Annotated in this window: 14 protein-coding genes and 2 pseudogenes; 12 read left to right on the top strand and 4 right to left on the bottom strand. The window is 70.5% G+C overall.

What is annotated here, in order from left to right; translation table 11 throughout:
• Window positions 1-2: 2 nt before the first annotated feature.
• Complete coding sequence (locus ACZ5OX_RS00285; RefSeq protein ID WP_465627785.1) at window positions 3-413, bottom strand: (2Fe-2S) ferredoxin domain-containing protein; 411 nt, start codon at window positions 411-413, stop codon at window positions 3-5.
• Window positions 410-2,377 (bottom strand): heavy metal translocating P-type ATPase, encoded by a 1,968-nt coding sequence (locus ACZ5OX_RS00280; protein WP_465627783.1) that lies wholly within the window; start codon window positions 2,375-2,377, stop codon window positions 410-412. The genes ACZ5OX_RS00285 and ACZ5OX_RS00280 overlap by 4 nt, the downstream gene beginning before the upstream one ends.
• Before the next feature lie 104 nt (window positions 2,378-2,481).
• Between ACZ5OX_RS00280 and ACZ5OX_RS00275 the strand changes: the two genes are divergently transcribed.
• From ACZ5OX_RS00275 to ACZ5OX_RS00255, 5 genes and pseudogenes are all read left to right on the top strand, one after another.
• A complete protein-coding gene (locus ACZ5OX_RS00275; RefSeq protein WP_465627781.1) occupies window positions 2,482-2,859 on the top strand; it encodes an ArsR/SmtB family transcription factor in 378 nt (125 codons plus the stop codon).
• A 285-nt stretch (window positions 2,860-3,144) separates the two neighbouring features.
• Window positions 3,145-3,300, top strand: coding sequence for a hypothetical protein (locus tag ACZ5OX_RS00270; RefSeq protein WP_465627780.1), 156 nt, complete (start codon window positions 3,145-3,147; stop codon window positions 3,298-3,300).
• Between the two features lie 33 nt (window positions 3,301-3,333).
• Window positions 3,334-3,855 (top strand): annotated as a pseudogene (locus ACZ5OX_RS00265) (transposase); the annotation flags it as partial.
• A 398-nt stretch (window positions 3,856-4,253) separates the two neighbouring features.
• Window positions 4,254-4,418 (top strand): annotated as a pseudogene (locus ACZ5OX_RS00260) (pirin family protein); the annotation flags it as partial.
• Between the two features lie 686 nt (window positions 4,419-5,104).
• Window positions 5,105-9,211 (top strand): hypothetical protein, encoded by a 4,107-nt coding sequence (locus ACZ5OX_RS00255; RefSeq protein WP_465627778.1) that lies wholly within the window; start codon window positions 5,105-5,107, stop codon window positions 9,209-9,211.
• Here ACZ5OX_RS00255 and ACZ5OX_RS00250 read toward each other — a convergent pair whose 3' ends face one another.
• Together ACZ5OX_RS00250 and ACZ5OX_RS00245 are read right to left on the bottom strand one after the other, a co-directional pair.
• Window positions 9,212-9,394: a hypothetical protein gene (locus ACZ5OX_RS00250; protein WP_465627776.1), complete on the bottom strand. Its 183-nt coding sequence runs from the start codon at window positions 9,392-9,394 to the stop codon at window positions 9,212-9,214.
• A 227-nt stretch (window positions 9,395-9,621) separates the two neighbouring features.
• Window positions 9,622-10,593 (bottom strand): LuxR C-terminal-related transcriptional regulator, encoded by a 972-nt coding sequence (locus ACZ5OX_RS00245; protein ID WP_465627774.1) that lies wholly within the window; start codon window positions 10,591-10,593, stop codon window positions 9,622-9,624.
• A gap of 569 nt (window positions 10,594-11,162) precedes the next feature.
• On the opposite strand from ACZ5OX_RS00245, the gene ACZ5OX_RS00240 reads away from it, so the two are divergent.
• The 7 genes from ACZ5OX_RS00240 to ACZ5OX_RS00210 all read left to right on the top strand — a co-directional run bounded on the left by ACZ5OX_RS00240 (window position 11,163) and on the right by ACZ5OX_RS00210 (window position 25,452).
• Entirely contained in the window at window positions 11,163-11,477 is a 315-nt protein-coding gene (locus tag ACZ5OX_RS00240; protein WP_465627772.1) for a hypothetical protein, read from the top strand.
• A 277-nt stretch (window positions 11,478-11,754) separates the two neighbouring features.
• The gene (locus ACZ5OX_RS00235) at window positions 11,755-19,125 is read left to right on the top strand and encodes an RHS repeat domain-containing protein (protein WP_465627770.1); all 7,371 of its coding nucleotides are present in this window, start codon (window positions 11,755-11,757) and stop codon (window positions 19,123-19,125) included.
• Window positions 19,126-19,430: 305 nt separating this feature from the next.
• Entirely contained in the window at window positions 19,431-19,988 is a 558-nt protein-coding gene (locus tag ACZ5OX_RS00230; protein ID WP_465627768.1) for a hypothetical protein, read from the top strand.
• Between the two features lie 457 nt (window positions 19,989-20,445).
• Entirely contained in the window at window positions 20,446-20,697 is a 252-nt protein-coding gene (locus ACZ5OX_RS00225) for a phosphopantetheine-binding protein (RefSeq protein WP_465627766.1), read from the top strand.
• Window positions 20,691-23,939: a non-ribosomal peptide synthetase gene (locus ACZ5OX_RS00220; protein ID WP_465627764.1), complete on the top strand. Its 3,249-nt coding sequence runs from the start codon at window positions 20,691-20,693 to the stop codon at window positions 23,937-23,939. The genes ACZ5OX_RS00225 and ACZ5OX_RS00220 overlap by 7 nt, the downstream gene beginning before the upstream one ends.
• Window positions 23,936-24,682: an alpha/beta fold hydrolase gene (locus tag ACZ5OX_RS00215; RefSeq protein WP_465627762.1), complete on the top strand. Its 747-nt coding sequence runs from the start codon at window positions 23,936-23,938 to the stop codon at window positions 24,680-24,682. Before ACZ5OX_RS00220 ends, ACZ5OX_RS00215 begins: the two co-directional genes overlap by 4 nt.
• Window positions 24,679-25,452, top strand: coding sequence for an SDR family NAD(P)-dependent oxidoreductase (locus ACZ5OX_RS00210; RefSeq protein ID WP_465627760.1), 774 nt, complete (start codon window positions 24,679-24,681; stop codon window positions 25,450-25,452). Before ACZ5OX_RS00215 ends, ACZ5OX_RS00210 begins: the two co-directional genes overlap by 4 nt.
• Window positions 25,453-25,520: the final 68 nt, after the last annotated feature.

The raw sequence follows: 25,520 nt of genomic DNA, 5'->3' as shown, positions 1-25,520 counted from the left end.
CTTCAGCTGTCGATCTGCCGGCATATCCGGCGGGAAGGGCTGAACGCGTACAGGTCGAGGATGCCGGGCGGATCGGCGAGACCGGGGCCGCCGGCCTGGATCCAGGCGGTGATGTCGCGGGCGGCGTCGGGGTCGTTGACCAGACCGAGCCAGACGGGGCGCCCGCCGGCCTTGCGGCCTTCGGCGGAGGGCTGGACGACGATCACGTTGGCCTGCTCGCAGGCGTCCAGGCAGTCGGTGGGCCGCACGGTCGCCACGCCGGCGAGGGAGTCGCGCAGGTCCGTGAGCTGGGCGCGGTGGTCCAGGCCCGAGACCTTGGGGGTGCCGCAGCAGCAGCCCCGGCAGACCGTGACGGTGCAGCGGGCCGCCGCTCCCTGTTCGGGGGCGGCGGCCTTCTGGTTGCGCCGGCTCACCGGCGGCCCTCGGTGCGGGCGCGGGTCCAGGCGGCCTCGCGCAGCAGCCGCAGGCCGTTGAGGCCGACGATGACGGTCGAGCCCTCGTGGCCGAGGACACCGAGCGGCAGCGGGAGGGTGGCGACGAGGTCCCAGACCACCAGGACGGAGATGAACACCGAGGCGATCACCAGGTTCTGCACCACGAAGGAGCGGGCCCGGCGGGAGAGCGCGACGACGGCGGGGACGGTGGCGAGTTCGTCGCGGACGATGACGGCGTCGGCGGTCTCCAGGGCGAGGTCGGAGCCGGCCCGGCCCATGGCGATGCCGGTGTGGGCGGCGGCCAGGGCGGGGGCGTCGTTGACGCCGTCGCCGATGACCAGCACCTTGCGCCCGGCCTTCTCCTGGTCCTTGACGGCGGTGACCTTGTCCTGGGGAAGCAGTCCGGCGCGGACGTCGGTGATGCCTACCTCGGCGGCCAGTCGGGCGGCGGCACGCGGGTTGTCGCCGGTGACCAGCATCGGCTGGGTGCCGGTCAGAGCGGTGAGCGCGGTGACGGTGGCGGCGGCGTCCGGGCGCAGGCGGTCGGCGAGGCCGAGCACGCCGACCGGGCGGCCGTCGGCCTCGACCAGGACGGCGGTGCGCCCGCCGTCCTCCAGCTCGCCGGCGACCGCGTCCTCGGCCCCGTTCAGGAGTCGGGCCGGGGCGCCGACCGCGACGGCGCGGCCGTCGACGGTGGCGGTGACGCCGATGCCCGGGGCGGAGGCGAAGTCCTCGGCCGTGGCCAGGGCCAGGCCGCGGGCACGGGCGGCGTCGACGACGGCGCGGGCGAGCGGGTGCTCGCTGGGGTGTTCGGCCGCCGCCGCCAGGGCCAACAGCTCGTCCTCGGTCAGGCCGGAGTCGGCCAGGGGGCGGATGTCGGTGACGCGGGGGGTGCCCTCGGTGAGGGTGCCGGTCTTGTCGAGCGCGACGGCGTCGACCTGGCCGAGCCGCTCCATGACGACGGCGGACTTCACCAGCACGCCATGGCGCCCGGCGTTGGCCATCGCGGACAGCAGCGGCGGCATGGTCGCCAGCACGACGGCGCACGGGGAGGCGACGATCATGAAAGTCATCGCGCGCAGCAGGGAGCCGGTGAACGCGGCACCGAACGCCAGCGGCACCGCGAACACCGCGAGGGTGGCGATGACCATGCCGATCGAGTACCGCTGCTCGACCTTCTCGATGAACAGCTGCGTCGGGGCCTTGGTCTCGGACGCCTCCTCGACCATCTTCACGATCCGGGCGATCACCGAGTCCGAGGCGTCCCGCTCGACCTTCACCCGCAGCGCGCCGGTGCCGTTCAACGTGCCGGCGAACACCTCGTCGCCCATTTCCTTGGCGACCGGGAGGGGTTCGCCGGTGATGGTGGCCTGGTCGACGTCGCTCGCGCCGTCCAGCACCCGCCCGTCCGCGCCGATCCGCTCGCCGGGGCGCACCAGGATGGTGTCGCCGATGGCCAGCTGCTCGGTCGGGACGCTCTCCTCGGTGCCGTCGTCCAGCAGCCGGGTCGCCGTCGTGGGGGCGAGGTCGAGCAGGCCGCGCACCGAGTCGGCGGTCCGCGCGGTGGCCAGCGCCTCCAGTGCGCCGGAGGTGGCGAAGATGACGATCAGCAGCGCGCCGTCCATCACCTGCCCGACCGCGGCGGCGCCGAGCGCGGCCACGATCATCAGCAGGTCGACGTCGAGCGTCTTCTCCCGCAGCGCCTGCAACCCGGCCCAGGCCGGCTCCCAGCCACCCGTGGCGTAGGCGAGGGCGTACAGCGGGCCCCACGCCCACGCCGGGGCGCCGGTCAGCTGCAGCGGCAGCGCGATCAGGAACAGCACCGTCGCAGCAAGGGCCCACCGGGCCTCGGGCAGCGCGAACACCCGCGCGCGCCGCCGGGGGACGACACTGGCGGGAGCGGCGACCTCGGGGGCGGGGCGCTCGGTCAGGGTGGAAGACATGGCAGGCAGAACCCTTCGCGCAGGCCATGGGCGGGACTAGCGACCCAACTCACGATACAGGAACATATGAACAGTCTTTCATTCATGATCTGTAGTATTGACGCATGGGTCATGGAGCCGCTCCCGCGAAGAACGCCGTCCCGCGCACGCGCCTGGACGCGACCAACGCCGCCCGCGTGGCCACCACCCTCCAGGCCCTGGCCACACCCTCCCGGCTGCTGATCCTCGCCCGCCTGCGCGAAGGCCCCTGCGCCGCCACCGAACTCGCCCACGAAGTCGGCCTGGAGCAGTCCGCCTGCTCCCACCAGCTACGACTGCTGCGCAACCTCGGCCTGGTCGTCGGCCAGCGCCAGGGGCGCTCGGTGGTGTACGCGCTCTACGACAACCACGTCGCCGAACTCCTCGACCAGGCCGTCTACCACACCGAGCACCTACGCCTGGGACTCAGCGATTCCACCGGGTCCGACGACGAGCACAGCTGAGTGGTGCCGCGCAGATCGTCGGCCTGGAAGCTGATCGCTTGACCGCCGGTTCCGGTGGCCGTCGGGCAGTCCGGTACCGCTGGTGCACTTGTATGCCGAGGCTCTGTTGGGTCCTTCGCTGCCCGACCGATCCGCTGAAGCCGTCGACCCTTCTCCGTGCACTGCTCGTCGACGGCAAGTCGGGCTGCGATTGCGGCCGATGCGCACTCCCTACGCGACGGTGATTCCTCGCCCACTCTGGAACGGTCGACCGCTCGTGTGCGGGCCGAGCAGGGAGGGGACGGCATGTCGAAGGGCACCGCGGGGGAGTACTGGGCGGCGCCGGCGCTGCCCAGCCGGTTCAAGCACGATCTGCTGAGCCGTTACATCCCCCAGTTCGGTGGCATGACCGGCTCGCAGGGCGGTGAAGTCGTGTATCTGGACGGGTACCTTGAGTTCTAGTGGTCATTGCAACACCCCAGACCAGGGGACGTTGTGACCTTCGAGATCCGCAAGGACAGGGGCCCGCAGGGGGCGAAGAAGCTGACCGCTGAGCGGGCGGCATACTTCGAGCTCATGCGGCAGGGCTACAGCAACATCGAGGCGTGTCGAGTCGTCGGCATCAACACGCGCACCGGTAAGCGGTGGCGCAACGGCTGGCACTCGCCTCACAAGGGCCGGAAACCGGTACCTCCCATCCATCGGGAGGCGCCGGTTTCCGGCCCGTCGCGCTATCTCCGGGAAGAGGAACGCATCCACATCGCCGACCGGGTGCGGGAGAAGGCCACAATCCGCCAGATCGCCGCCGAGCTGGGCCGGAGCCCGTCCACCATCAGCCGCGAGATACGGCGCAACGGCTCCCACTGGACGAACGGCAGGTTCGCCTACCAGCCCCACGCCGCCCAGGCCCGGGCCGACGCCCGCAAACCCCGCCCCAAGCCCGGGAAGATCGGCCAGAACCCCGAACTGCGTGACTTCATCCAGGCCCGCTTCGAACGCGGGTGGAGCCCGGAGCAGAGCGGCGCCAAGGTGGCGCTGGCCGGCCTTCCACTCCTCGACGTAGGGCTCGAACTGCATCGGGCCGTACTCCTGGATCCGCTCGGCCTTGCGCTGGCTCTGCGGGGCGTTCTTCCGAGCCTGGTAGACCTCGGCGAGCCGGGCCTTCGCCTTGTCCTGCGTGGCGAAGCCCGACTCCTCCGTCTGCCTCTCGGCCGCGTTTCTGTACCGGATCTTGTACTCGTGCGGGCACCTCGGCCACCGGCTCTCGGGGTGCTCGCACTCCTTGAAGCTGCCCATGCCGCGGACGAATCTGATGGTGGCCATGGTTGTCGACTCCCGGGCGCCTTGCTGACCTTTTGCTGACCCCGAATGGTCGATCAGGCCTCTGACCTGGGACGAACCGTGAAACGCGTGGTATGTGGTGGAACTTCATCGGGCGCACCGGCGAGGAGATCGCACAGGCGCGAACGGACTGGGAGAGGGGTTCCCGGTTCGGTGAGGTGCACGGCTATGACGGTGCACGGCTGCGGGCCCCGGAGCTGCCGGCGATCCCGTTGAAGTTGCGCGGACGGGTACGTTGACCTGGGGAGACGCGCTTCAGCGGACCTATTGGGGGCTGGCCGCCGTGCAAGTTGCGGAGGGTCCTCAATGCCTCAAGAGCTGGGCACGTTCACTCGCACGTGGCTCAGGATATCCATGCGTACGCCGAACACCTGGGTTGGTTCACTGGGGGCGACCCGATCCCCTGCCCTGCCGCCTGTCCGCATGGAGAACATCTGGCGGTCGCCTGGTCGGGGGACAGTGTGAGATCGCTCTTTTGACGTGAGCGCAACATTGAGTCCGGATCCCGCCAGGCCGATTGGCGACATCTGCAACACCTTCCGACGGTGTCGGCGAGCAGTGAAGCTATCGATCGCCGCCTGTGGCGTCTGCTTCGTTCGCTCTATCGGGCGCGAGCATCCATGCGCTTCGCCGCCCCTTCGCTCGACCGCTTGCACGATGGGGGTGCCTGCGAACTAAACAGAAAGTGAAGGGTATGCATCGTCATGCCGACCGAACCGGGAAGGCCGCCCGAAGAGCAGCCGCCGTCCTGATCGTCGCCGCCGTCAGCGTCGTCACGCTGGGACAGGTCCCCGCTTTCGCAGACACGAAAAGCCCCTCGCCGCTTCCACAGACGAACACTCCGGAGCAGGCTGCTGTCCTGAAGGCACGCCAGAGCGGTAAGCCTGTGGAGGTCGCCGAGCGTCAGGACGAGACGACCGATCTCGTGGCGAATCCCGGCGGCAGCTTCACCCAGCGCCGGCACGCGCGGCCGGTCCGTGTCAAGGTCGGCGGGCAGTGGCAGCCGGTCGATGCCACGCTGGAGCGCCGTAGCGACGGGACGATCGCCCCGAAGGCCTCCGTCTTCCCGATGACGTTCTCCGCCGGCGGCGGCACTGCGCTGGCCACCATGCAGAAGGACGGCAAGTCCCTGGCCATCACGTGGCCGACGCCGCTGCCGCAGCCCGAGTTGAGCGGCAGCACGGCCCTGTACCGCGACGTGCTGCCCGGGGTGGACCTGAGGGTCCTCGCCGAGGCCGACGGGTTCTCCCACCAGCTGGTCGTCAAGACCCGTCAGGCCGCCGAGGATCCGCGTCTGGCCCAGGTCACCTACGGCCTCAAGACCGCGGGCATCACCCTCAGCTCGGGTCAGGACGGCCGGATCGCCGCGACCGACGGCTCCGGCGGCACGGTTTTCACCGCGGAGGCCCCGAGGATGTGGGACTCCCACGCTCCGGCCGCCGCCGCCGCCCAGCAGCAGCCCACCGTCGCTCCCTCACCGTTGGCCAAGAACATGCCGGTGGCGGCCCCGCGGTCCACTGACAACATCCCGCCGTCGAATTCGGCCGCGCCCGGTGCCACCGAGCACGCGCCGAAGACGATGGCCACCGAGATCACCTCGGACACGCTGAGGCTGACCCCGGACGCCGAGCTGTTGCACGGTGCGGACACCGTCTTCCCGGTCGTCATCGACCCGACGTTCACCGACGGCTGGCGCAACCGCTGGGCGGTCGTCTACTCCGCCACACCCAACGCCGCCTACCCGGACGGGAACGGCTGGAACTCGGACAATCCGGCGGACGAGCCCCGCGTCGGCTACAACGGCAGCGGCAACACCCGCTCCTACTTCGAGATGAACACCCGCGGCCTGGCCGGGGCCACCATCATGTCGGCGACCTTCCACGTGGAGGAGACCCACTCGTGGGGCTGCGACCCGGCTGCGGCGGGCAACACCGAACTCTGGGCGACCGGCCCCATCAACACCACAACGCCGACCTGGAACAGCCAGGCCTCCTGGATCTGGCAACTGGACGCCAAGGCCTTCGCCCACGGCAACCCCACCTACTGCCCCGGCGTCCAGGGCGTGGACTTCAGCACCGAGAACCTGCGCCAGGTCGTCCAGGGCGCCGCCGACCGGGGCGACGACAGCGTCGCCTTCGGCCTGCGCACCCCGGACAACTACCTCGGCAACAAGAACAGCTACAAGCGGTTCAAGAACAACCCCTGGCTCGAGGTCACCTACAACCGGCCCCCTGTCCTCCACGACTACGCGGCGTGGGAGAGCCAGTGGACACCGGGCAGCAGCAGCAACGTCAATGTGCCGTGCATCAGTGACCCGGCGGCCTGGCCCACCGTCGGGCGCAACGACGTCGTCCTGACTGCCAGGATCTCCGACCCGGACAGCGACGTCGCCCTGAGCGCCAAGTTCGAGGCCTGGGACCACGACACCGGGCAGTTCTTCCCGCCGGTCTGGGCGGGCGCCCCCAACGGTTCCTGGGCCGTCACGAGACTCGGCGCCGACAGCCTGCGTGACGGAGGCCGCTACAAGTGGCACGTCCAGGCCGAGGACGGCATCGTCGGCTCGGGCTTCGGCCGTGACTGCGGCTTCAACGTCGACCGTACCCCGCCGTCCAAGCCGACCGTCACCTCCGCGGATGGCCACAGCATCGATGTCGGGGAGGTGCCGGCCCGCACCCCGCGCACGGTCAAGTTCGCCTCCAGCGACCAGTTCGGCCTGAAGGGGTTCTGCTACTCCCTCAACAAGCCGCTGCCCGTGGTCAACCAGGGCTGCGGCGGCACGTGGGTGGACGCCGGCCCGGACGGGACCGCGACCGTCACGTTCACGCCCACCCTGTGGCCGACCAACCGGCTCACCGTCCAGGCGATGGACAAGGCCGGCAACCTCTCCCCCTACGACGGTTCGGACGGCGGCCCCGACTCCAGCACCAGGCTGATCACGACCGCCCCGAACAACTTCGTCCACGACGCCGCCGACCCGGCCCTGTCCGGCGACCGTCCCGGCGACCTGACCGGTGACGGGCACGCCGACCTGGTGGCGGCCACCAGCACCGGCGAACTCGTCCTCTACGCGGGCCACGGCGACGGCACCTTCGAGCAGCCCCGGACCGTCGCCAACCCGGGCTGGTCCGGCGCCCAGGTCACCCACCGGGGTGACTTCACCAGCCAGAGCCCCGGCCAGACCGCGGACGGTTACGAGGACTTCCTCGTCAAGCAGGGCACCCGGCTCTACCTCTACGCCGGCAACGGCATGGGCGCCCCCGACGAGTCCCGGCGTACCGAACTGCTCCACCCCAGCGGGGGTGACTGGTCCGCCACCAGCCAGATCGTCGCCACCGGCGACCTCGACAGCACGGCCGGCAGCGATCTGATCGCCAAGGACGGTGACACCCTCGTCCTCTACAGCGGCACCGTGGAAGGCCCCCTCGCTGCCGAGACCGGTACCAACAAGCTCAAGCCCGGCACCGTCATTTCCGCCTCCGGCTGGAGCGACTACGACGTCCTCGCCCCCGGCGACGTCAACGGCGACGGCATCCCCGACCTGCTCGCCCGCCGCAACACCACCGACCCGAACGACCCGGAGTACGGGCGCGTCCGCCTCGTCCCCGGTGCCCGCAACGCCGACGGCCGCGGTTACCAGGCCGCCGCCCCCGCCACCGGCACCGTCTACGCCACCGGCCTCGACCCCCAGCACCGGCCCCTGATCACCACGCCCGGCAACCTGCACGGCAGCGTCGCCGACGGCGGCAGGGGCTACCCCCTGTTCACCCCGACCCCGGGCCAGACCACCGGCGACCTCCTCGCCACCACGCCCGCCGACTCCGCCACCCCGGTGACCTACTACACCCCGGACGGAACCGCCCAGACCACCACCTGCCCCACCGGCTGCCTGCTGATGTACCCCGGCACGCCGACCGGGCTCGGACAACCGCGTCTGGCCGCCCAGGGCAACCTGCACACCGTCACCGCACTCGACGGCGGACAGAGCCTGCGCAGCCCCGCCACCACCATGACGCGCGCCGCCAACGGCACGCTCGTCGCGGTCAAGGTCACCGCCGACGGCAACCTGTGGGCGACCAGCCAGACCGGCACCACGGGCGGCTTCCGCAGCTGGTACCAGCTCAGCGGCCAGGGCGTCCACACCGGCGACCCGGCACCGATCCTCTCGCCGGCCGCCGGCGGCACCGTGCACGTCTTCGCCCGCACCCGCGCCGGTGGGATCGTCGACTACGCCCAGGCCGGCCCCGACGCGTCCTTCAGCCCCGCCACGGCGGTCGGCAGCTCCGCGCCGGTCTTCGCCCGGGACCCCGCCGTCACCCTCACCGCCAACGGCAGCATGATCGTCACCTCCGTCGACACGGCCGGCGACCTGTGGGCGACCACCCAGACCGCGCCCGGCTCCGCCTTCGGCACCTGGTTCAAGGTCAGCGCCAGCGACGGCCTCACCGGCCGCGCCGCAGCCGTGACATCCCCCGCGGGAGGCGGCACCGTCAACCTGTTCGCCCGCACCACCAACGGCCACATCGCCTTCTTCGGCCAGGGCAGTCCCACCAGCGGATTCAGCCCGGGCGCCTACCTCGGCAGCACCTCGCCCGCCTTCGCCGGGGACCCCAGCGTCACCACCGCCTCCAACGGCACCATGGTCGTGGCCGCCATCGACGTCAACGGCGACGTCTGGGCCATCGACCAGGCCGCACCCGGAAGACCGTTCCGCGAGTGGTACAAGATCAGCCTCACCGGCGGTACCGACGGTGCCACCAGCATCGTCCTGTCCCCCGGAGCCGGCGGCACCGTCAACATCGTCGCCCGCACCACCAACGGCCACATCGCCCTGTTCGGCCAAGGAAGTCCGACCAGCGGATTCAGCACCGGCGCCTACCTCGGCAACCCGAACATGATCTTCGCCGGAGACCCGCGCGTCACGCTCCTCGACAACGGCGCCATGATCGTCACCACCACCGACACCGCAGGCACCACCTGGGCCATCGACCAGGGCTCCCCCGGAGAATCCTTCCGCTCCTGGTACCAGGTGTAATCACAAGGACAGGAAGACCAACAGGTCGGCCGGCCTGGCGTGTTCCGCCAGGCCGGCCGACCTGTTGCCGTAGATGTCACCGGGGACATCGAACTGGGCATGGGCATGGGCATCGGCGGGTCGTGTCCGCTGTCCGCTGGGCGGGACCCGCAGCGCATCGGCACACTGGAGGATGTCCTCCATGCCGGGTCAAGGACGGCTCTGTTCCCGGCAGCGCTCACCTGTGCGATCTGCTTCGACACTTCACGACCGCATTCATCCAGAGCACCGCTTTGTGGGTGCCGGATCGTACTGCCGGATCCGGTTCCAACGCCATCGCCGGACGAACGCTGTCCACATACCCGTCGACCAGGGGTGACGGGACGGGCGGGCGACTGTACGGACGCCGAGGCGTGCGAGGAACGGCAGGTTCAGAGCCAGCCGCGATGGGCAGCCTTGATACCGGCTTCGAAGCGACTGCTTGCGTTCAGGCGTTCCATGATCGAGGCCATGTGGCGGCCGACGGTGCGGGAAGAGATACCAAGGCGCTGACCGGCCGCCTCGTCAGTGAGGCCGGAGCCGAGCAGCCGCAGAAGTTCCCGTTCGGTGGCGGTGAGGCCGGTGCGAGGGTCTTCGGGGTGCGTGGCGCCGAGGGGGACGGCAGTGTTCCAGGCCTGTTCGAAGAGGTCGAGCAGGGCTGCGAGGATGCCGGGCTCGGTCACATAGAGCGCGCCCTTGCGGTTGTCTGCCGGGTCGATGGGGACGAGCGCCTGAGTGCGGTCGACCACCACCATCCGGGGCGGGACCGCAGGCGACGTACGGACCTCGCCGCCGTGGCTGAGCAGCCAGTGGGCGTAGGCGGCCACGTGGGGCTGATTGCGGGTGGAATCCTGGTAGAGGGTCCGCATGACAACGCCACGGGAGAGCACCTCTGCGTCGGCGGGGCGGCTGGCCAGGAGATCCTCATGCCGTTGGTCGCCAGGCTGGCTGCCGAGCACCTCGGTGGTGGCGCTTCGGCCCATCCGCTCGAGCCTGCCGTGGATGGCGTCCAGGCCGAGGAGGCGCTCGCCATGAGTCGTGCGGTGCTCGGCGCGCTGGGCGACCATGCGCGTGACGGCGGCTCTAGAGGCAGCCAACTGGGCCTGACGGGCGGCCAGTTCAGCCTCCTGCATGGCAAGCATGTCGGCCAGGCCGATGTCGGGACTCACGGCGCGCATCTGCCCAGGCCGTTCGGCGGAGACCCGGATGAGAGCGAGGCCGCTCAGCTCGTCGAGATGGTCATGCACCTGGGCGATTGTCAGGCCGCAGTGCGCGGCGATCTGGTCCACATCGTAGGCGGGATGATCAAGCATCGCCTGATATACCACGGCAGCTGCGGCCGTCAGGCCCAGGGCTTTCAGCATTGCATTCCTCCATGTCGCCGCCTCCCAATTCGGCGGCCGGTCGCATCCAAACAGCTGTGCGGGGTCGATTCAAGATCTAGCCCGGGGTGGTCATGGCGGCGTGGGCAGCATGCGAGGTGAGTCGGTGGTCGCGCCACCACATAAATTGACGCGTGCGCGACATCTAGTCCGGATCCCGTCAGGCCGATTGACGACATCCGCAACGCCTTCCGGCGACGGCGGCGGGCGGCGAAGCTACTGATCGCCACCGAGGAACAACTCGGACCGGCAGCCGAACGGAGCGTCAACCGCGGGACGCCCGGACCGGTCACCCGTCTCTCTCACCTGTAGAAGAAGGACCTCCGTCATGCTCCGTACGCGTATCGCCCAGGCCACCGCGGTTGCCGTCGTCTCCATCACCGGGCTCCTGGCTGTCCCCGCCGCCGCCTCCACCGAAACCGTCGGGGCCGTACCCGGCCCGATCGCCGGCCCGTCCGACAGTCTTGGCTGGGGAGGGGTTGCCGCCGATGACAGCCTCGGTTGGGGCGGAGTCTCTCAGGCAAGCCTCGGCTGGGGCGGCTGAGCGCGCAATGGAGATCGTCTACGCCAGCCTGAGGCACCGCCAGGCAGGTGTGGTGGTGCAGGCGAGCGAGGTGGCCCAGTTCCTGGACGTCCTTTGGGCGCACTCCGAACCCGGTGACGGACTCCAGCACGCGAGCGCGCAGTCCGCCTCCGATCGCCTCGACCTCCTGCTCTATTTCACCAGCCAGGACCCGTCCGACAAGCCCGACGCCGTTCTCCGTGCCCACGGCCTACTGTCCCGCAGTCACCGGACCTCGCCCCTGCTCCAGCAGGCCTACTTGCCGCCGGAGCCACCGCAGCTCGCGGAGCACACCGCCGGGTGACCTCGGCGCCCCGCCCAATTGCCCCACCACACAGGCAACCGTCCCTGCCGGAGCCAAGCCGGCCCGCAACCCGGTTGGACCCCCGACATCGGCGACTGGCAATCAGCCCCTCACCGAAGGCGTGCGGTCCCGCCGGGTACTGCCGTGCCCTCGCACAAGCCAACCAACAGAAAAGGAACGGATGTACCCCTCCGATACGGGTGCCCCGCCCGGAGCGAGAAAGCGTCGCTCCGAGGCGATAACACGCCCTACGCTCCGTAGAGCTGCGCCCATCGCTGTGACGGCTCTGATAGCCGCCGTTGTACAGATTCCGGTCGTCGCGGTAGCAGCCGGCAGCGAGTTCAAGTTGCCGCCCGTCCAGCACACCGCGTCCGTCCCGCTCTCCAAGGTGGAGGCGGAGCGCCCTGACTCGAAGGCGGCTCAGCCCCCGACCGCGCCTGCGGCCGCGGCCTGGCCCAAGCCGGGTAAGGCCGAGATCGAGCTGCCAGCGGCCTCGGCACAGCAGCCGGCCCCGGAGGCGAAGGCGCCCGGCCTGCCGGTGACCGTTGCCGCCATCGGGCAGAATCCGGCAGCGGGCGGGCAGCCGAAGGTCCGGGTGGGCCTGTCGGACCGCGCCGCCGCGGCCACCGTGGGTCTCGACGGTGTCCTGGTCAACCTGGAGCCGGTGGCGGGCAGCGCCACGCCGGACAAGGCTCGGGTCCAGCTGGACTACAAGGCCTTCCGAGAGTCGTTCGGGGCCGACTGGGGTTCGCGCCTGACCTTCGTCCAGCTGCCGGAGTGCGCGCTGACCACGCCGGAGCAGCCGCAGTGCCGCACGGCCACGCCGCTGGCGGCGGCGAACGACACCAAGGCGGGCACCCTGACGGCTGAGGTCACGGTGTCCGCATCCGCCGGCCAGGCTCCCGCAGTTGGTCAGACGTCCTCCAACGGTACGGTCAAGGCGTCCTTCGCCCAGGCCTCCGAGGCATCGGTCGCCGGTGCGACGGTGCTGGCCGCCACGGCCGGTGCGTCGGGACCGGAGGGCGACTACAAGGCGACCTCGCTGGCCGCGTCCGGTACGTGGTCGGTGAGCGGCAACACCGGTTCCTTCACCTGGTCCTACCCGATCCAGGTGCCTTCGGTGCCCGGCGGGATGGCCCCCAAGGTCGCCCTCGGCTATTCGTCCGCGGCCATCGACGGGCGCACCGCGTCGACCAACAACCAGTCCTCCTGGATCGGTGACGGCTGGGACTACAATCCCGGCTTCATCGAGCGCAGCTACACCGGTTGCGCGGGTGACAAGGGTTCGGGCAGCAATGCTCCGGCCACGGGCGGCGATCTGTGCTGGAAGTCCGACAACGCCACCATCTCGCTCAACGGCAACGCCTCCGCGCTGGTGCGTGACGACGCCACGGGCACGTGGAAGCTGTCCAACGACGACGGCTCGCGTGTGGAGAAGCTCAACGGCACCGCGACGGACACCGCCAACGGCGACACCGGCAACGAGTACTGGAACGTCACCACGACCGACGGCACCCAGTACTTCTTCGGCAAGAACCGCCTGCCCGGTTGGACGACGGGCAAGCCTGAGACCGGCTCGGCCCTGACCGTGCCCGTCTTCGGCAACCAACCCGGCGAGCCGGGCTACGCCCCCGCGTTCAAGGACTCCTCGCGCGACCGCGCCTGGCGCTGGCAGCTTGACTACGTCGTCGACCCGCACGGCAATGCGGTGGCGTACTTCTACGACCAGGAGAGGAACGCCTACGCCAAGAACATCGGCGCCGCCACCAGCACCCCCAAGGCCGACGCGGTCTACACCCGTGCCGCCACGCTGAACCGCGTCGAGTACGGCCACCGGGCCGGCCAGGTCTACAACGCGTCGCCCGCAGGCAAGGTGACCTTCTCCACCACCGACCGGTGTGTGGCGGCCGACTGCTCCTTCACCAAGGCCAATGCTGCCAACTGGTACGACACCCCGGTCGACCAGTCCTGCGACAAGGACCAGGACTGCCGCAACGGCGCCCCGACCTTCTGGTCCAAGAGACGGCTGACGGGCATCAGCACGCAGGCCCTGCAGAGCAACGGCAGCTACCGGGACATCGACGCCTGGAGCCTGGACCAGGACTTCCCGCCCACCGGCAGCAGTGGCGGCCGGGCGCTGTGGCTGAAGACCATCACCCGAACGGCCAAGGCCGGCGCGACCGCGCTGACCCTCCAGCCGGTGACGTTCGGCGGGGACCTGCGTCCCAACCGGGTCGACTCCGCCGAGGGCCGTTCGCCGTTGTACCGATTCCGGATCAACCGGATCACCTCCGAGACCGGTTCCAACACCGACATCAAGTACACCGACATCGACTGCGTCGCGGGTGCCCTGCCCGCTCCGGACAGCAACACCAGGCGCTGCTACCCGACCTGGTGGACTCCCGAGGACGCGGTGGACCCGGTCCTGGACTGGTTCCACAAGTACCTCGTGGAGAAGGTCACCGAGCACGACATGGTGGCCGGGTCCGGTTCCCCCGACAAGGTCACCGCCTACGAGTACCTCGACGGGGCCGCCTGGCGGCGCGACAATTCCGAGTTCACCCCTGACAAGGAGCGCACCTGGAACGACTTCCGCGGCTACCAGCGGGTCCGCACCCGTGTCGGTGACTCCAACAAGAGCCTGACCGAGACCGTCTACTTCCGCGGCATGGACGGCGACACCCTCGCCAACGGCCAGTCGAGGCCCGTCAGCCCCCTCCAGGGCGTCAAGGACAGCAACGAACTCGCCGGTTACGTCCGTGAGACCATCGTCTACGACCAGGACGGTGGCAAGCCCCTCACCAGCACGGTGAACGCCCCCTGGGTCCGTGGCACCGCGAGCCGCGCCCTGAAGGCGCTGCCCAGCCAGGACGGCAAGCCCACCGCGACCCCGCCGGGTGAAACCCGGCGGCCCGAGGCCGCGGCCCTGCCGCCGCTGACCGCCGCGATGGTCCGTACCGAGAGCGAGACCACCAGGGCGTTCCAGCCGGACGGCGGCACCGCGCGGACCGTCAGCCTGAGCCGTACCTTCGACGACTACGGGCAGATCAGGACCGTCTCCGACGAGGGCGACACGAGCGTCTCTGGCGACGAGCAGTGCACCCGCACCGCCTATGTCGCCCCGGACACCGTCAACTGGCTGATCGCCTACCCGCAGTCCGTCCAGATCACCAGCACGCTCTGCTCGACGGCCGCCACGTCGGCCACCGTCACCAGTGAGACCCGTACCGCCTACGACGGCCGGCCCGTGGGGAGCGCGCCGGAGCCGGGCAAGGGCTATGCCACCACGGTGCAGGCCCTGGACCGCTACGACGGCACCACCCCGCACTACCTGACGGCCGCCACCACCGCGTACGACCAGTACGGCCGGGTGACCTCCGTCAAGGGCGCCAACAACGCGGAGACCACGACCTCGTACACCCCGGCGAGCGGATCCCAGCCGACGGTCGTCCAGTCGACCAACGCCAAGCAGTTCACGGTCACCACCACCTACGACGGCCTGCGGGCCCTCCCGGTGAAGGTCGTCGACGCCAACAACCGCACCACGTACATCGACTACGACGCGATGGGGCGTACCACGGCCGTGTGGAAGCCGGGCCGGGACAAGAGCGCTTCGGCCAGCGAGACGTACGCTTACACCATCGAAGCGGGCAAGCAGCCCGCTGTCACCACCAGGACCCTGTTGGAAGGCGGCGACTACCGCACCAGCATCTCTCTGTACGACGGCCTGCTCCGCCCGCGCCAGGTCCAGGAGGAGGCACACGGCGGCACCGATGCCCACAACGGCGGCCGCAACATCACCGACAGCTTCTACGACAGCCACGGCCGGGTCTACCGGGCCAACGCGGCGTACCACGCCGACGGTGCTCCGGAAGCGGCGCTGTGGATCGGGCTGGACAACAAGGTCCCGTCCCAGACGGAGACCGAGTTCGACGGTCTCGACCGGCCCACCGCCGCCGTCTTCAAGTCGCTGAACGTGGAGAAGTGGCGCACGGTCACGCGCTACGGCGTGAACTGGGTGGCGACGACCCCGCCCGACGGCGGCACCCCCACGCTCACCGTCACCGACGCGCACGGGCGTCCCTCGGAGGTGCGGCACTACAAGAGCGGGAGCCCGGACTACGATGCTCCGACCTCAGCCTACGAAGCGCTGAAGTACACATACGATGCCGCCGGCAAGCTCGCGAGGCTTGTCGATCCCGCAGGCAACGTCTGGGCCTGGGAGTACGACCTGCTCGGCCGTCAGACCAAAGCCGTCGACCCGGACAAGGGCGCCACCACCAGTACCTACGGCGCGGACGGCACGCTCGCCGCCGTTACCGACGCCCGGGGCAGGACGCTCGCGTACGCCTACGACGTCCTCGGTCGCAAGACGGCGATGTTCGACGGCTCCACCACGGGGACGAAGCTCGCCGAGTGGGCCTACGACACCCTGCCCGGCAGCAACGGCCTGGCCACCGGTAGCACCCGCTACGAGAACGGCAAGGCCTACACCACCGGCATCACCGGGTTCGACAGCGCGGCCCGGCCCACCGGAACCGCCGTCACCATTCCGGACAGCGAAGGACTCCTCGCCGGCACCTACGCCACCTCCCAGACCTACACGCCCAACGTTGGCCTGGTGGACAACACCACTTACCCGGCCGGCGGTGGACTCGCGCAGGAGACCGTTCACCACGGGTACACGCCGCTGGGCCTGCCCACCTCGGTGAGTGGCGGCAGCCGGGTGTACTCTCTGGGCAACTCCTACTCGCCGCTGGGCCAACTCCAGCAGAGCACCCTCGGCAAGGCCGGGTCCAGGACGGTCCAGACCTACGACTACGAGAACGCCACCCAGCGCCTCGCGGTAGTCCAGACCGACCGGGAGGAGAGCGGACCGCAGACCCTCGACAAGAAGACCTACACCTACAATCCGGTCGGGAGTATCACCCGGGTTCGCGATGACCGGGACGACGCCTCTGTCACGGACACCCAGTGCTACATGTACGACTTCGCCCAGCGCCTGACCAACGCCTGGTCGGCGACCGACGACTGCGTGGCCAAGCCGACCCCGACCGGCGAGCCCCATGTCGGCGGAGTGGACCCGTACTGGAGCAGCTACACCTACGACGCGGCCGGCAACCGCACCCAGGCGACCAACCGCACCTTCGGCGCCGCCCCCGGCCCGCTGATGGACACCGGCAAGGTGACCTCCGTCGCCATCGCCGGTGACGGCCAGACCAGCGCCGTCGCGGTAGCCGACGGCCAGGTCTACCTCTCCCAGCAGCGTGCCGACGGCACCTGGGCCAACTTCGAGAACCTGCACAAGACCCAGGCAGGGCCACTGCCCGCCCCTGTCGACTTCGTCGCGGCGACCTGGGCCGACAACACCCTGCAGATCATGGCCATCGCCGGCGGCCGGGTCTGGCACACCCTGCGCGGTGCAGACGGCAAGTGGGGAGGGTGGGGCGACGTCACCAGCGTGGTGGGACCCATCGCCAACCCCAGCCAGTTGTCACTGTCCGCGACCGCCTCCGGCCTGGAGGTCCTCGCCCTGTCCGACGGCGTGCTCAAGCACACCCTGCGCAGGCCCGACGGCGTCTGGGCGGGCTGGGGCAACGTCTACGGCGAGACCGGCAGCCTCACCGGAGCCACCCGTGTCGCCAGCGCGGCCACCGGTTCCGGCCTCGAGGTCATCATGGTCGCGGGCGACAGGCTCTGGCACACCATCCGCTTCGGCAACGGCGTCTGGCAGAAGTGGGGCGACGTCTACGGCGCCACCGGCGCTCTCAGCTCGCCCACCGGCATCACCGCCACCGCGACCGGCGCCGGCCTCGAAGTCGCCGCCATCGCCGGCGGAAACGTCTGGCACACCATCCGCAAGTCCGATGGCACCTGGGGCAGCTGGGGCAACGTCAGCCAGAGCGTCGGCCAGCTCAACCAGCCCACGTCGGCGGCGGTCGTCAGCTCGGGCGGGGACCTGAAGCTCATCACGGTTGCCGGGGGAACGCTCAACTACACCAAGCGGGCCTACTCCACCGCCACCTGGCTGCCCTGGAGCCAGCTCACCCAGACCCCCCAGAACCCGCCGAGCGACCAGACCCAGCGCACCTCCACCTACCCCGCCCCCGGAGGCACCCGACCCCACGCACTCAGCCGTGTCGACATCACCGGCACCGGCGCCCGGACCGACTCCTTCACCTACGACGAGGCCGGCAACACCGTCCGCCGCGTCACCGCCGACGGCGACCAGACCCTCGAATGGGACACCGAGGGCCACCTCGCCAAGTCCACCACCGCGGGCAAGAGCACCACCTTCCTCTACGACGGGAACGGCAACCGCCTCCTGCGCCGCGAGCCCGACTCGGTGACCCTCTACCTCGACGGCCAGGAACTCAAGCTCGACAAGACCGCCAACAAGGTCACCGGCACCCGCTACATCGCCGTCGCCAACGCCACCATCGTCAAGGCCTCCGACGGAACCCTCAACTACCTCATCAACGACCAGCAGGGAACCGCCCAACTCACCATCAGCGCCGACAACCTCGCCTACACCCGAGGCGACACCACGGCCTTCGGCACCCCCCGAGGCAAGAAGCCTGCCTCCTGGCCCACCGAACGAGGCTTCGTCGGCGGCACCAACGACGCCACCACCGGCCTCACCCACCTCGGAGCCCGCGAATACGACGCGGCCAACGGACGCTTCATCTCCGTCGACCCCGTCCTCGACCCCACCGATCCGCAACAGATCAACGGCTACACCTACAGCAACAACAACCCCGTCAACCTCAGCGACCCCAGCGGACTGCGTCCCGAGGGCACCTGCGGCGGCTTCGCCGCCTGCCAGACCCCGACCGGCGAGAAGGTCCAGGAGGTCTGGACCTCGGACCACGGAGCGTGGACCGTCACCATCACCAAGACGCGCCCGCCCTACCAGCCTCCGGCGCAGAACACGAGCTCCGGTATCCCGGGCCTCAAGAAGCCGGCGGCGCAGCCCGCGCAGTCGGACGACGCCTGTGGATCGAAGAAGGTCTGCGCCATGGCCGACAAGGTTGACGAAGTCAGCCGGGTCTGTGTCTCGGTCGGATGTGGGATCTACAGCGTGACGAACTACCCGCGCAACAACGACAGCGCCCACGACGTCCTGCGCGCCTGGGTGCTCAACGCCTTCGACAACCCCGACGTCGTGAACTTCGGTGCGGGCGATCCACTGCTGATGGACCTCGCTGACACGGAGGAGGTCGAAGAGCTTAGGTCGAGGTTGGTCGAGAACTACAAGAAGAAGGGGGACGCGGCGATCGGTAAAGAGGACCATAGGGATTATGAGGACGTAGGCCCTTTCGACGTAAAAATCTTTGGCATTACCACCGATATCCTCGGCACACTGACCAATGGGGCAATCGGCTCCAGAGAATCCAAGGCCGTGATCGGATCATTCACGGTCTACGGTCAGATCGACAGCGTTCAGTCGAGAAATGACGGGTATCGTGTCGTGAACATGCACTTCACGGTCGACAACGACTGGGACTTGAACTCCGCAACCAAGATGCCGCCCCGCGGATGGAACCTCACCTTCCAGACCCCTCTGGGTCGCGTACAGGGTCCGGGTAAGGCGATAAGGGGCCACTTCGAGTGGGGATATCGGGCCGTCCTCCTCCCCAGCGAATAGTCTGCTCCACTCGGACGTGTCCCGGCCGTCGGCCTCCTCGGCGGCCGGGACCGGTTGCCGTGTTCGCGCGCTGGTGGCAGCTCGGTTCGGGCGGAGATCCGCCGTGTCGTTCTCCGAGTGCCCCGGGCGGCCCTTCGGGCGGCCCGGGGCGGCTCTCGGGGTCGGTTGAACGGATCCATCAAGCTTAAATTGAACGTGTTCAATAGATGTGGCAGGCTGGCCGGACCAAGTGCCGGCGCTCGCCGCGGTCTGCCGTCGCGGTGCTCGCGGCGGCACTCTCAAACTGATGTGGTGGGGAAACGGATATGGAAGCGACGTATGAGAGCCTGGCCGAAGCCCGCCGTGGGGGTCGGCTGTCGTCCCGGCACGATGACAGGGCGCACAGCCCGACTCGTCGGCTCAACAGGGCGTCCGGTCGGGCGGCGCTGGTCCTCGGGTGCCTGGTTCTCGCGTGCACGTCCTGCGCCGCCGCCGGCGGCGAGACGGCCGTGATTAAGCAGGCCGAGCTGGTCGGGGACTGGAGCAACGCGGGAGGCGCGAGGATGCACCTCTCGGACAGCCATGGCCTGACGGCAAGCGGGATCGACCATGCGGTGCCCGACTACAAGTGCACGACAACTGTGACCGCCGGCAAGTGGAGCTTCTGGGTGCAGGACGGATCGCCGACCAGTTTCACGGAGTCGGACTCGGCGACCGAGGGCAAGCGGTTCGGGGTGGCGGCGAACACCAGCGGGAACCAGTGCAACCTCATAGCCAGGATCCAGCGTGACGACCGAGGCTTCAGCATCTGTCTGGTCCGGGACCTCGACCAGACCTGCACTGCCGAGGAGCTCCTCCGCAAGGACCCCACAAATGCCCAGTGAGCGGTGCTGATGCGACCAGGAACCGGTCTCACGCTCGGTACACCACGCCGTTGTCGGGCGTGAAGCCGTGGTCCGCAAGCGTCTGACCGGCCTGTGACGGCTGGTCCATCGCCGACCACATGCGTACCGATCTGGTCTCTGGCGCCCTGAAGATGGCGGCCGATGCCCGGAGCTGTCCGCCGTCCCGCTGAAGGCCCGGGGGTGCGAGCGCTGACCCGGGGGTTCGGCCCGGCGGGGGTGCGGTGAGCGGATCCACCGCGGTCTCCGTCCCCGCCCCGGGTGCTCACAGGGCAGGCGCATCGACAGCACATCGAGCGAACAACTCGGCTCGGAATGATGGCCGTGCAGGCGGCGCGAGCGCCCGGCGGAGCCTCTTCGCGGGCCGCACACACCGCTGCCTGTTGCACGAGCGGACCCGCGCTCGGCGTACGAGCCATCGGCATGAGGTGGAGACAACGTGCTGACCACACCGCCAGACCTTGATTCGACGATCGCGCGATATGCCACGGCAGACTTCGACGACTCCACGCTGATCCAGGAGGCCGGCCTCGAGTCGCTGTCGCTCCTGCGCCTCGCCGTCGAGATCGCCGACGAGGACGTGGAGATCGACGCCGCGGGCCTGGTCGAGGTACGGACCGTCGGGGACCTCAAGGTCTGGCTCACCAGCCTGCTCCCGGCCGGCGCGGACGAGCCCGGTGCCGCATGCTGAAGGACGACTCGGCCGTCGGCACGGCGGGCCCCGCCCTGCTGCCGATCACGGACCCCCAGAAGGGGCTGCTCGTCGTCGACAGCAGGGTGTCGGCCCGTGAGATCTACAACCAGACCATGCTGTTCGACCTCGACCCGGGGGTCTCGGACGACGCCGTCGGCGACGCCCTCACCGTCCTGGTCACGGTCCAGCCGGCGCTGCGTCAGGTCTTCGGTCACCTGCCGCGGATGCACGCCAGGTTCACCCCGCCGCCGGAGCCGGGGCAGGTGCCGTGCGAGCGGGTGGAGGTGGCGCCGGGCGGGTACGCCGAAGCCGTCGAGGCCCTGGCGGAGCGGCTAGGACGGCGTCCGTTCGACCTCGCGGCGGGGCCGGCCTACCGGTTCGGGCTCGTGCGCGCCGCCGACGGCTCTGCGGCCGTCCTCGTGATGTGCGGCCACCACCTCATCGGGGACGGCGTCTCGGCGGAGCCGCTCGTCCGTGACCTGGAGTCCGCGCTGACCTCGAAGCCCACCGCCGAGGCCGTCGAAGTGCTGCGGGTGGCACGCGAGTCCGCCTTCGTCCGGGAGCTCGAGGCGCAGAACCGGGCCTCCGGCTCGCCGGAGACGGCCGAGCAGGCCGAGGTCTGGGCCGAGCGGCTGCGTGACGTCCCGCCGCTGGTGCTGAATCCCCGGCCGGGGCGGCCGGAGGAGACGGACTTCACCGGTGGGCGCCTCTCCTGGCTGCTCGGCGAGCAGGAGACGGCCGCCTTCCAGGAGGCCTGCAAGCGGCTCTCCGTCACGCCGTTCGTCCTGCTCAGCGCCGTGTACGGGGCCGTCCTCGCCCGGCACGGCGGTGTGTCCACCGTCCTGATCGGCAGCCCGCTGTCGGCCCGGCGCACCGTCCGCGCGTACGACCTCTGCGGCTTCTTCGTCAACACCCTGCCCGTCACGGTCGACGTGGACTGGTCGCGCACGGTGGACGAGCACGTCGCCGGGACCGTCCGGGAAGCCGTCGACTACTGCCGCGCCAGGGTCGCCGTCACGCTCAACCAGCTCGTGGCGAACGTCGGGCAGGACCGCACCAGCAACCGCAACCCCCTGTTCTCCTGCATGCTCGCGATGCAGGACACCTTCGAAGGCACCTCGGACGGCGCCGTCCTCGGGGTGCGGGAACCGGGCAACGGAACGGCGAAGTTCGACCTGTGGCTCGGCGCCACGAAGGTGGACGGCCGATGGCTGCTGGAGCTCGAGTACGACCTGCAGTTGATATCGGAGCCGGTCGCGGAGGCGCTGCTCGCGTCGCTGCGCACGGCACTGCGACGCGCCCTCGAGGACGGCACCCGCTCGCTGGCCGAGCTCTTCGTCGACAGTGAACTCCCGTACCCCCCAGTCGAGTCGGCGGGCGATGGCGGTCCGGCGCCGGCCCGCGGTCTCACCGAGTGGATCGAGCGGGCCGCCCGGCGCACGCCCGACGCGATCGCCGTCGAGGAGCCCGGGCGCGAGCTGACGTACGGCGAACTCCTGGCCGCCGCCGAGCGGGCCGCGGACGGACTGGCCCGGCAGGGCGTCACGCCGGGGCAGGTCGTCGGCCTGTCCCTGGGCGGGCTGTGCGACGCCACGACCGCGATCCTCGCCGTCCTGCGCTGCGGTGCCACCTATCTGCCGCTGGACCCGAGCCTGCCGGCCGAGCGCCTCGCCCACATGGTGGACCGGGCGGGCTGCCGCCTGATCGTCGGCGACGGCCTGGACCTCCCCGGGACGCGCACCACCGGCCTGGCCGAACTCTCCGTCCCCGGGGACGGGCCCCGCGCCCCGGGCGGCTCCGCGGACTCGGCGGTGTACCTGATGTTCACCTCGGGATCCAGCGGCACCCCCAAGGGGGTGGTGATGGGCCACCGGCCGCTGCTGAACCTGGCGGCGTGGCAGATCTCCGCCCTGGAGCACGGCGCGACGACGCGCTTCCTCCAGTACGCGCCGCTCGGCTTCGACGTCTCCTTCCAGGAGATCGTTCCGACGCTCGCCTCGGGCGGCACCGTCGTCTCCCGCGAGCCCGCCGACCGGCGGGACTTCCCGGCGCTGGTCCGCCGCGTCGAGGAGACCCGGGTCAGCCACGTCTTCCTGCCGGTGGCGGCCCTGCGCCCGTTCGTCCAGGCCGCGCAGCGCGCCTCGGCCCGCTTCCCCGACCTGCGGCGCGTCTGCGTCTCCGGTGAGCAGCTGCTCGTCGACGACGAGATCCGCCGGTTCTTCGCCGACCACCCGGCGTGTGTCCTCGTCAACCTCTACGGCCCGACCGAGACGAACGCCGCCACGGTGCACGAGCTGCGGGGCGACGACCCCGACTGGCCCGCCCACGCACCGATCGGCCGCCCCCTGCCCGGTGTGGTGGCGTACGTGGTCGACGTGACGGGCCACCTCGCACCCGTCGGCGTGCCGGGCGAGCTCCACCTCGGGGGCGTCAGCCCCGCGGACGGCTACCTCGACGCGGAGCGGACCGCGGCGAGCTTCCTGCCCGACCGGTTCTCCGCCGACGGCACCGCGCGCATGTACCGCACCGGTGACCAGGTGGTGCGCGACGCCGACGGGACGATGGTCTTCCTCGGCCGGCAGGACAGCCAGACGAAGATCCGCGGGTACCGGGTGGAACTCGGCGAGATCGAGGCGGTCGCCAACGCCGCGCCCGGCGTCCGGCAGTCCGTCGCCGTGGCGCGCGGGCTCGGAGCCGACCGCGAACTGGTCCTCTTCCTCCTCGCGGAGCCCGGCGCCGAGCCCGACCACGCGGAGGTCCAGGCCCGGATCACCGCGGCGCTGCCGTCGTACATGGCGCCGTCCTGGATCCTCGACACGGACCGGATCCCGACCTCGCGCACCGGCAAGACCGACCGGGACGCCCTGGTCACCCTGGCGGAGGGGCTGATCGCCGAGCGGAGGACGAGCGCGGCCACGACCACGGTCGCCTACGCCTCCGAGCTGGAGCGCGGGCTGGCCGCCATCTGGTCGTCGATCCTGGACACCGACGGCATCGCCCGCGACCGGTCCCTGATCGACTACGGCGCCCACTCCCTGAACATCTTCGCGGCCTTCGCCGAGATCGAGGAGGAGTACGGCACGGCCGTCCCGGTGCCCGAGTTCTTCCGCTCGCCCACCATCGCGACGCTCGCCGAACTCGTCCGCGCGGGCCTGGCCGAGGACGCGCGGGACGCCCCGGAGGACGAGGACGCGCAGGACGGCCGAGAGGACGGCGACGCGGACGGGGCCCGGGCATGACCGCCGCGGCGGCGCCCGGCCGGCTCGTCAGGATGGCCCGGGGCAAGGACCGCCCCGGCTGCCTGCTCCTGCCCGGAGCCGGCGGCGGCCTCACCCCGTACCTGCAGCTGGCCTCGCTGCTCGGCGGGTCCCGTGCCGTGGACTTCGTGCGGCCCCTGGGGCTCATGCCGGGCGAGGAGCCGGAGACCTCGGTCGCGCAGATGGCCGCGTCGGTCCTCGACATCGTCGGGGCGACGGCCGCCACGGCCGCGACGGCCGCGGCGCCGCGGTTGGTGGTCGGCTGGTCGCTCGGCGGCGTCGTGGCGTGGGAGCTCTGCGTCAGGCTCGCCGAGGCCGGACACCGGCCCGATCTCGTGGTCATCGACAGTTCCCCACTGCCCCGGGTGCCCGGCCCGGGCGAGGACGAGGAGATCGCGGACAGGATGGTGGCCGACCTCGGCCCGAAGGCGGATCCGCGGACCGTCGGCCGGGTGCTGCGCACCCTCGCGGCGCAGGCCGCCGCCCTCGCCGACTACCGGGCCGAGTCGCCCTACCCGGGCCGGGTGCTGCTCCTCGTGTGCTCCCCGTACGACGAGGACGGCCGGGAGGACGCCGTACGGCGCTGGCGGGAGCTCGCGCCGCACCTGGACGTCGTCCGCCTCGACGCCGGCCACTACGAGGTCCTCGAGCCCGCGCACCTCCCCCAGTTGGCCACGGCCATTCACACGTTCCACGACCAGGACGAGAACCAGGACGAGCGATGACAGAGGAAACGGCGACGACCGCGACGGCCCGGCCCCCGGTGGCCGTCGTCAGCGGCGGCACCCGCGGCATCGGGCTCGCGTTCAGCCGCCGGCTGGTGAAGCTGGGCTTCCGGGTGAGCGCGCTGTACCGGTCCGACGAGGAAGGCGCGCGCGCGGCGGAGCGGGAGCTGGGCCCCCGGCTGGACACCGTGCGGGTGGACCTGTCCGACGGGACCGCGGTGGCCGCGGCCGCCGAGGCGGTCCTGGCGCGGTACGGGCCGCCGACGGTCCTGGTGAACAACGCCGGGATGAACATCGACCGCCCGTTCCTGGAGATGAGCCACGACGACTGGCGGCGGGTCATCGACACCAACCTCTCCGGCGTCTTCTACCTGACCCGCGCGCTCGCCCCGGCGATGGTCGCCTCGGGCGCCGACGCGACGATCGTCAACGTCGGTGCCACCACGGGCATCCGCCCCCGCCTCAACGGCGCCAACTACTGCGCGAGCAAGGCGGGCCTGCTGCACCTGACCAAGTGCCTCGCGCTGGAACTGGCACCCCGCGTCCGGGTCAACTGCCTGATTCCCGGCAACACCGAGACCGACGAACTGGTCGAACGGTTCAACCTGAACGATCCGGACTCCCGACGCCGGATGCTCGCCGAGATCCCGCAGCGGCGGATCGCCGACCCGGACGAGATCGCGGACGCCCTGGAGTTCCTCGTCGGCCCGAACAGCGCCTACATGACGGGACAGAAGCTCGTCGTGGACGGCGGACAGTTCATGTGGTGACGGGCCCGACGGCACGTTCGGAGGCGGGCGGCAGGCCGCTCCGTCGCCCTCCCGGTCCACGCGACCTC

It is taken from the genome of Kitasatospora sp. NPDC032121 (genome assembly GCF_055580145.1).
This window is presented reverse-complemented; position numbering and strand designations above follow the sequence as displayed.

Excerpts from the sequence above, each read along its gene's own strand:
- ACZ5OX_RS00210 (WP_465627760.1), top strand. The coding sequence starts at position 24,679 with ATGACAGAGGAAACGGCGACGACCGCGACGGCCCGGCCCCCGGTGGCC.
- ACZ5OX_RS00240 (WP_465627772.1), top strand. The coding sequence starts at position 11,163 with ATGGAGATCGTCTACGCCAGCCTGAGGCACCGCCAGGCAGGTGTGGTG.
- ACZ5OX_RS00220 (WP_465627764.1), top strand. The coding sequence starts at position 20,691 with ATGCTGAAGGACGACTCGGCCGTCGGCACGGCGGGCCCCGCCCTGCTG.
- ACZ5OX_RS00250 (WP_465627776.1), bottom strand. The coding sequence starts at position 9,394 with ATGGAGGACATCCTCCAGTGTGCCGATGCGCTGCGGGTCCCGCCCAGC.
- ACZ5OX_RS00270 (WP_465627780.1), top strand. The coding sequence starts at position 3,145 with ATGTCGAAGGGCACCGCGGGGGAGTACTGGGCGGCGCCGGCGCTGCCC.
- ACZ5OX_RS00280 (WP_465627783.1), bottom strand. The coding sequence starts at position 2,377 with ATGTCTTCCACCCTGACCGAGCGCCCCGCCCCCGAGGTCGCCGCTCCC.
- ACZ5OX_RS00215 (WP_465627762.1), top strand. The coding sequence starts at position 23,936 with ATGACCGCCGCGGCGGCGCCCGGCCGGCTCGTCAGGATGGCCCGGGGC.
- ACZ5OX_RS00230 (WP_465627768.1), top strand. The coding sequence starts at position 19,431 with ATGGAAGCGACGTATGAGAGCCTGGCCGAAGCCCGCCGTGGGGGTCGG.
- ACZ5OX_RS00245 (WP_465627774.1), bottom strand. The coding sequence starts at position 10,593 with ATGCTGAAAGCCCTGGGCCTGACGGCCGCAGCTGCCGTGGTATATCAG.
- ACZ5OX_RS00275 (WP_465627781.1), top strand. The coding sequence starts at position 2,482 with ATGGGTCATGGAGCCGCTCCCGCGAAGAACGCCGTCCCGCGCACGCGC.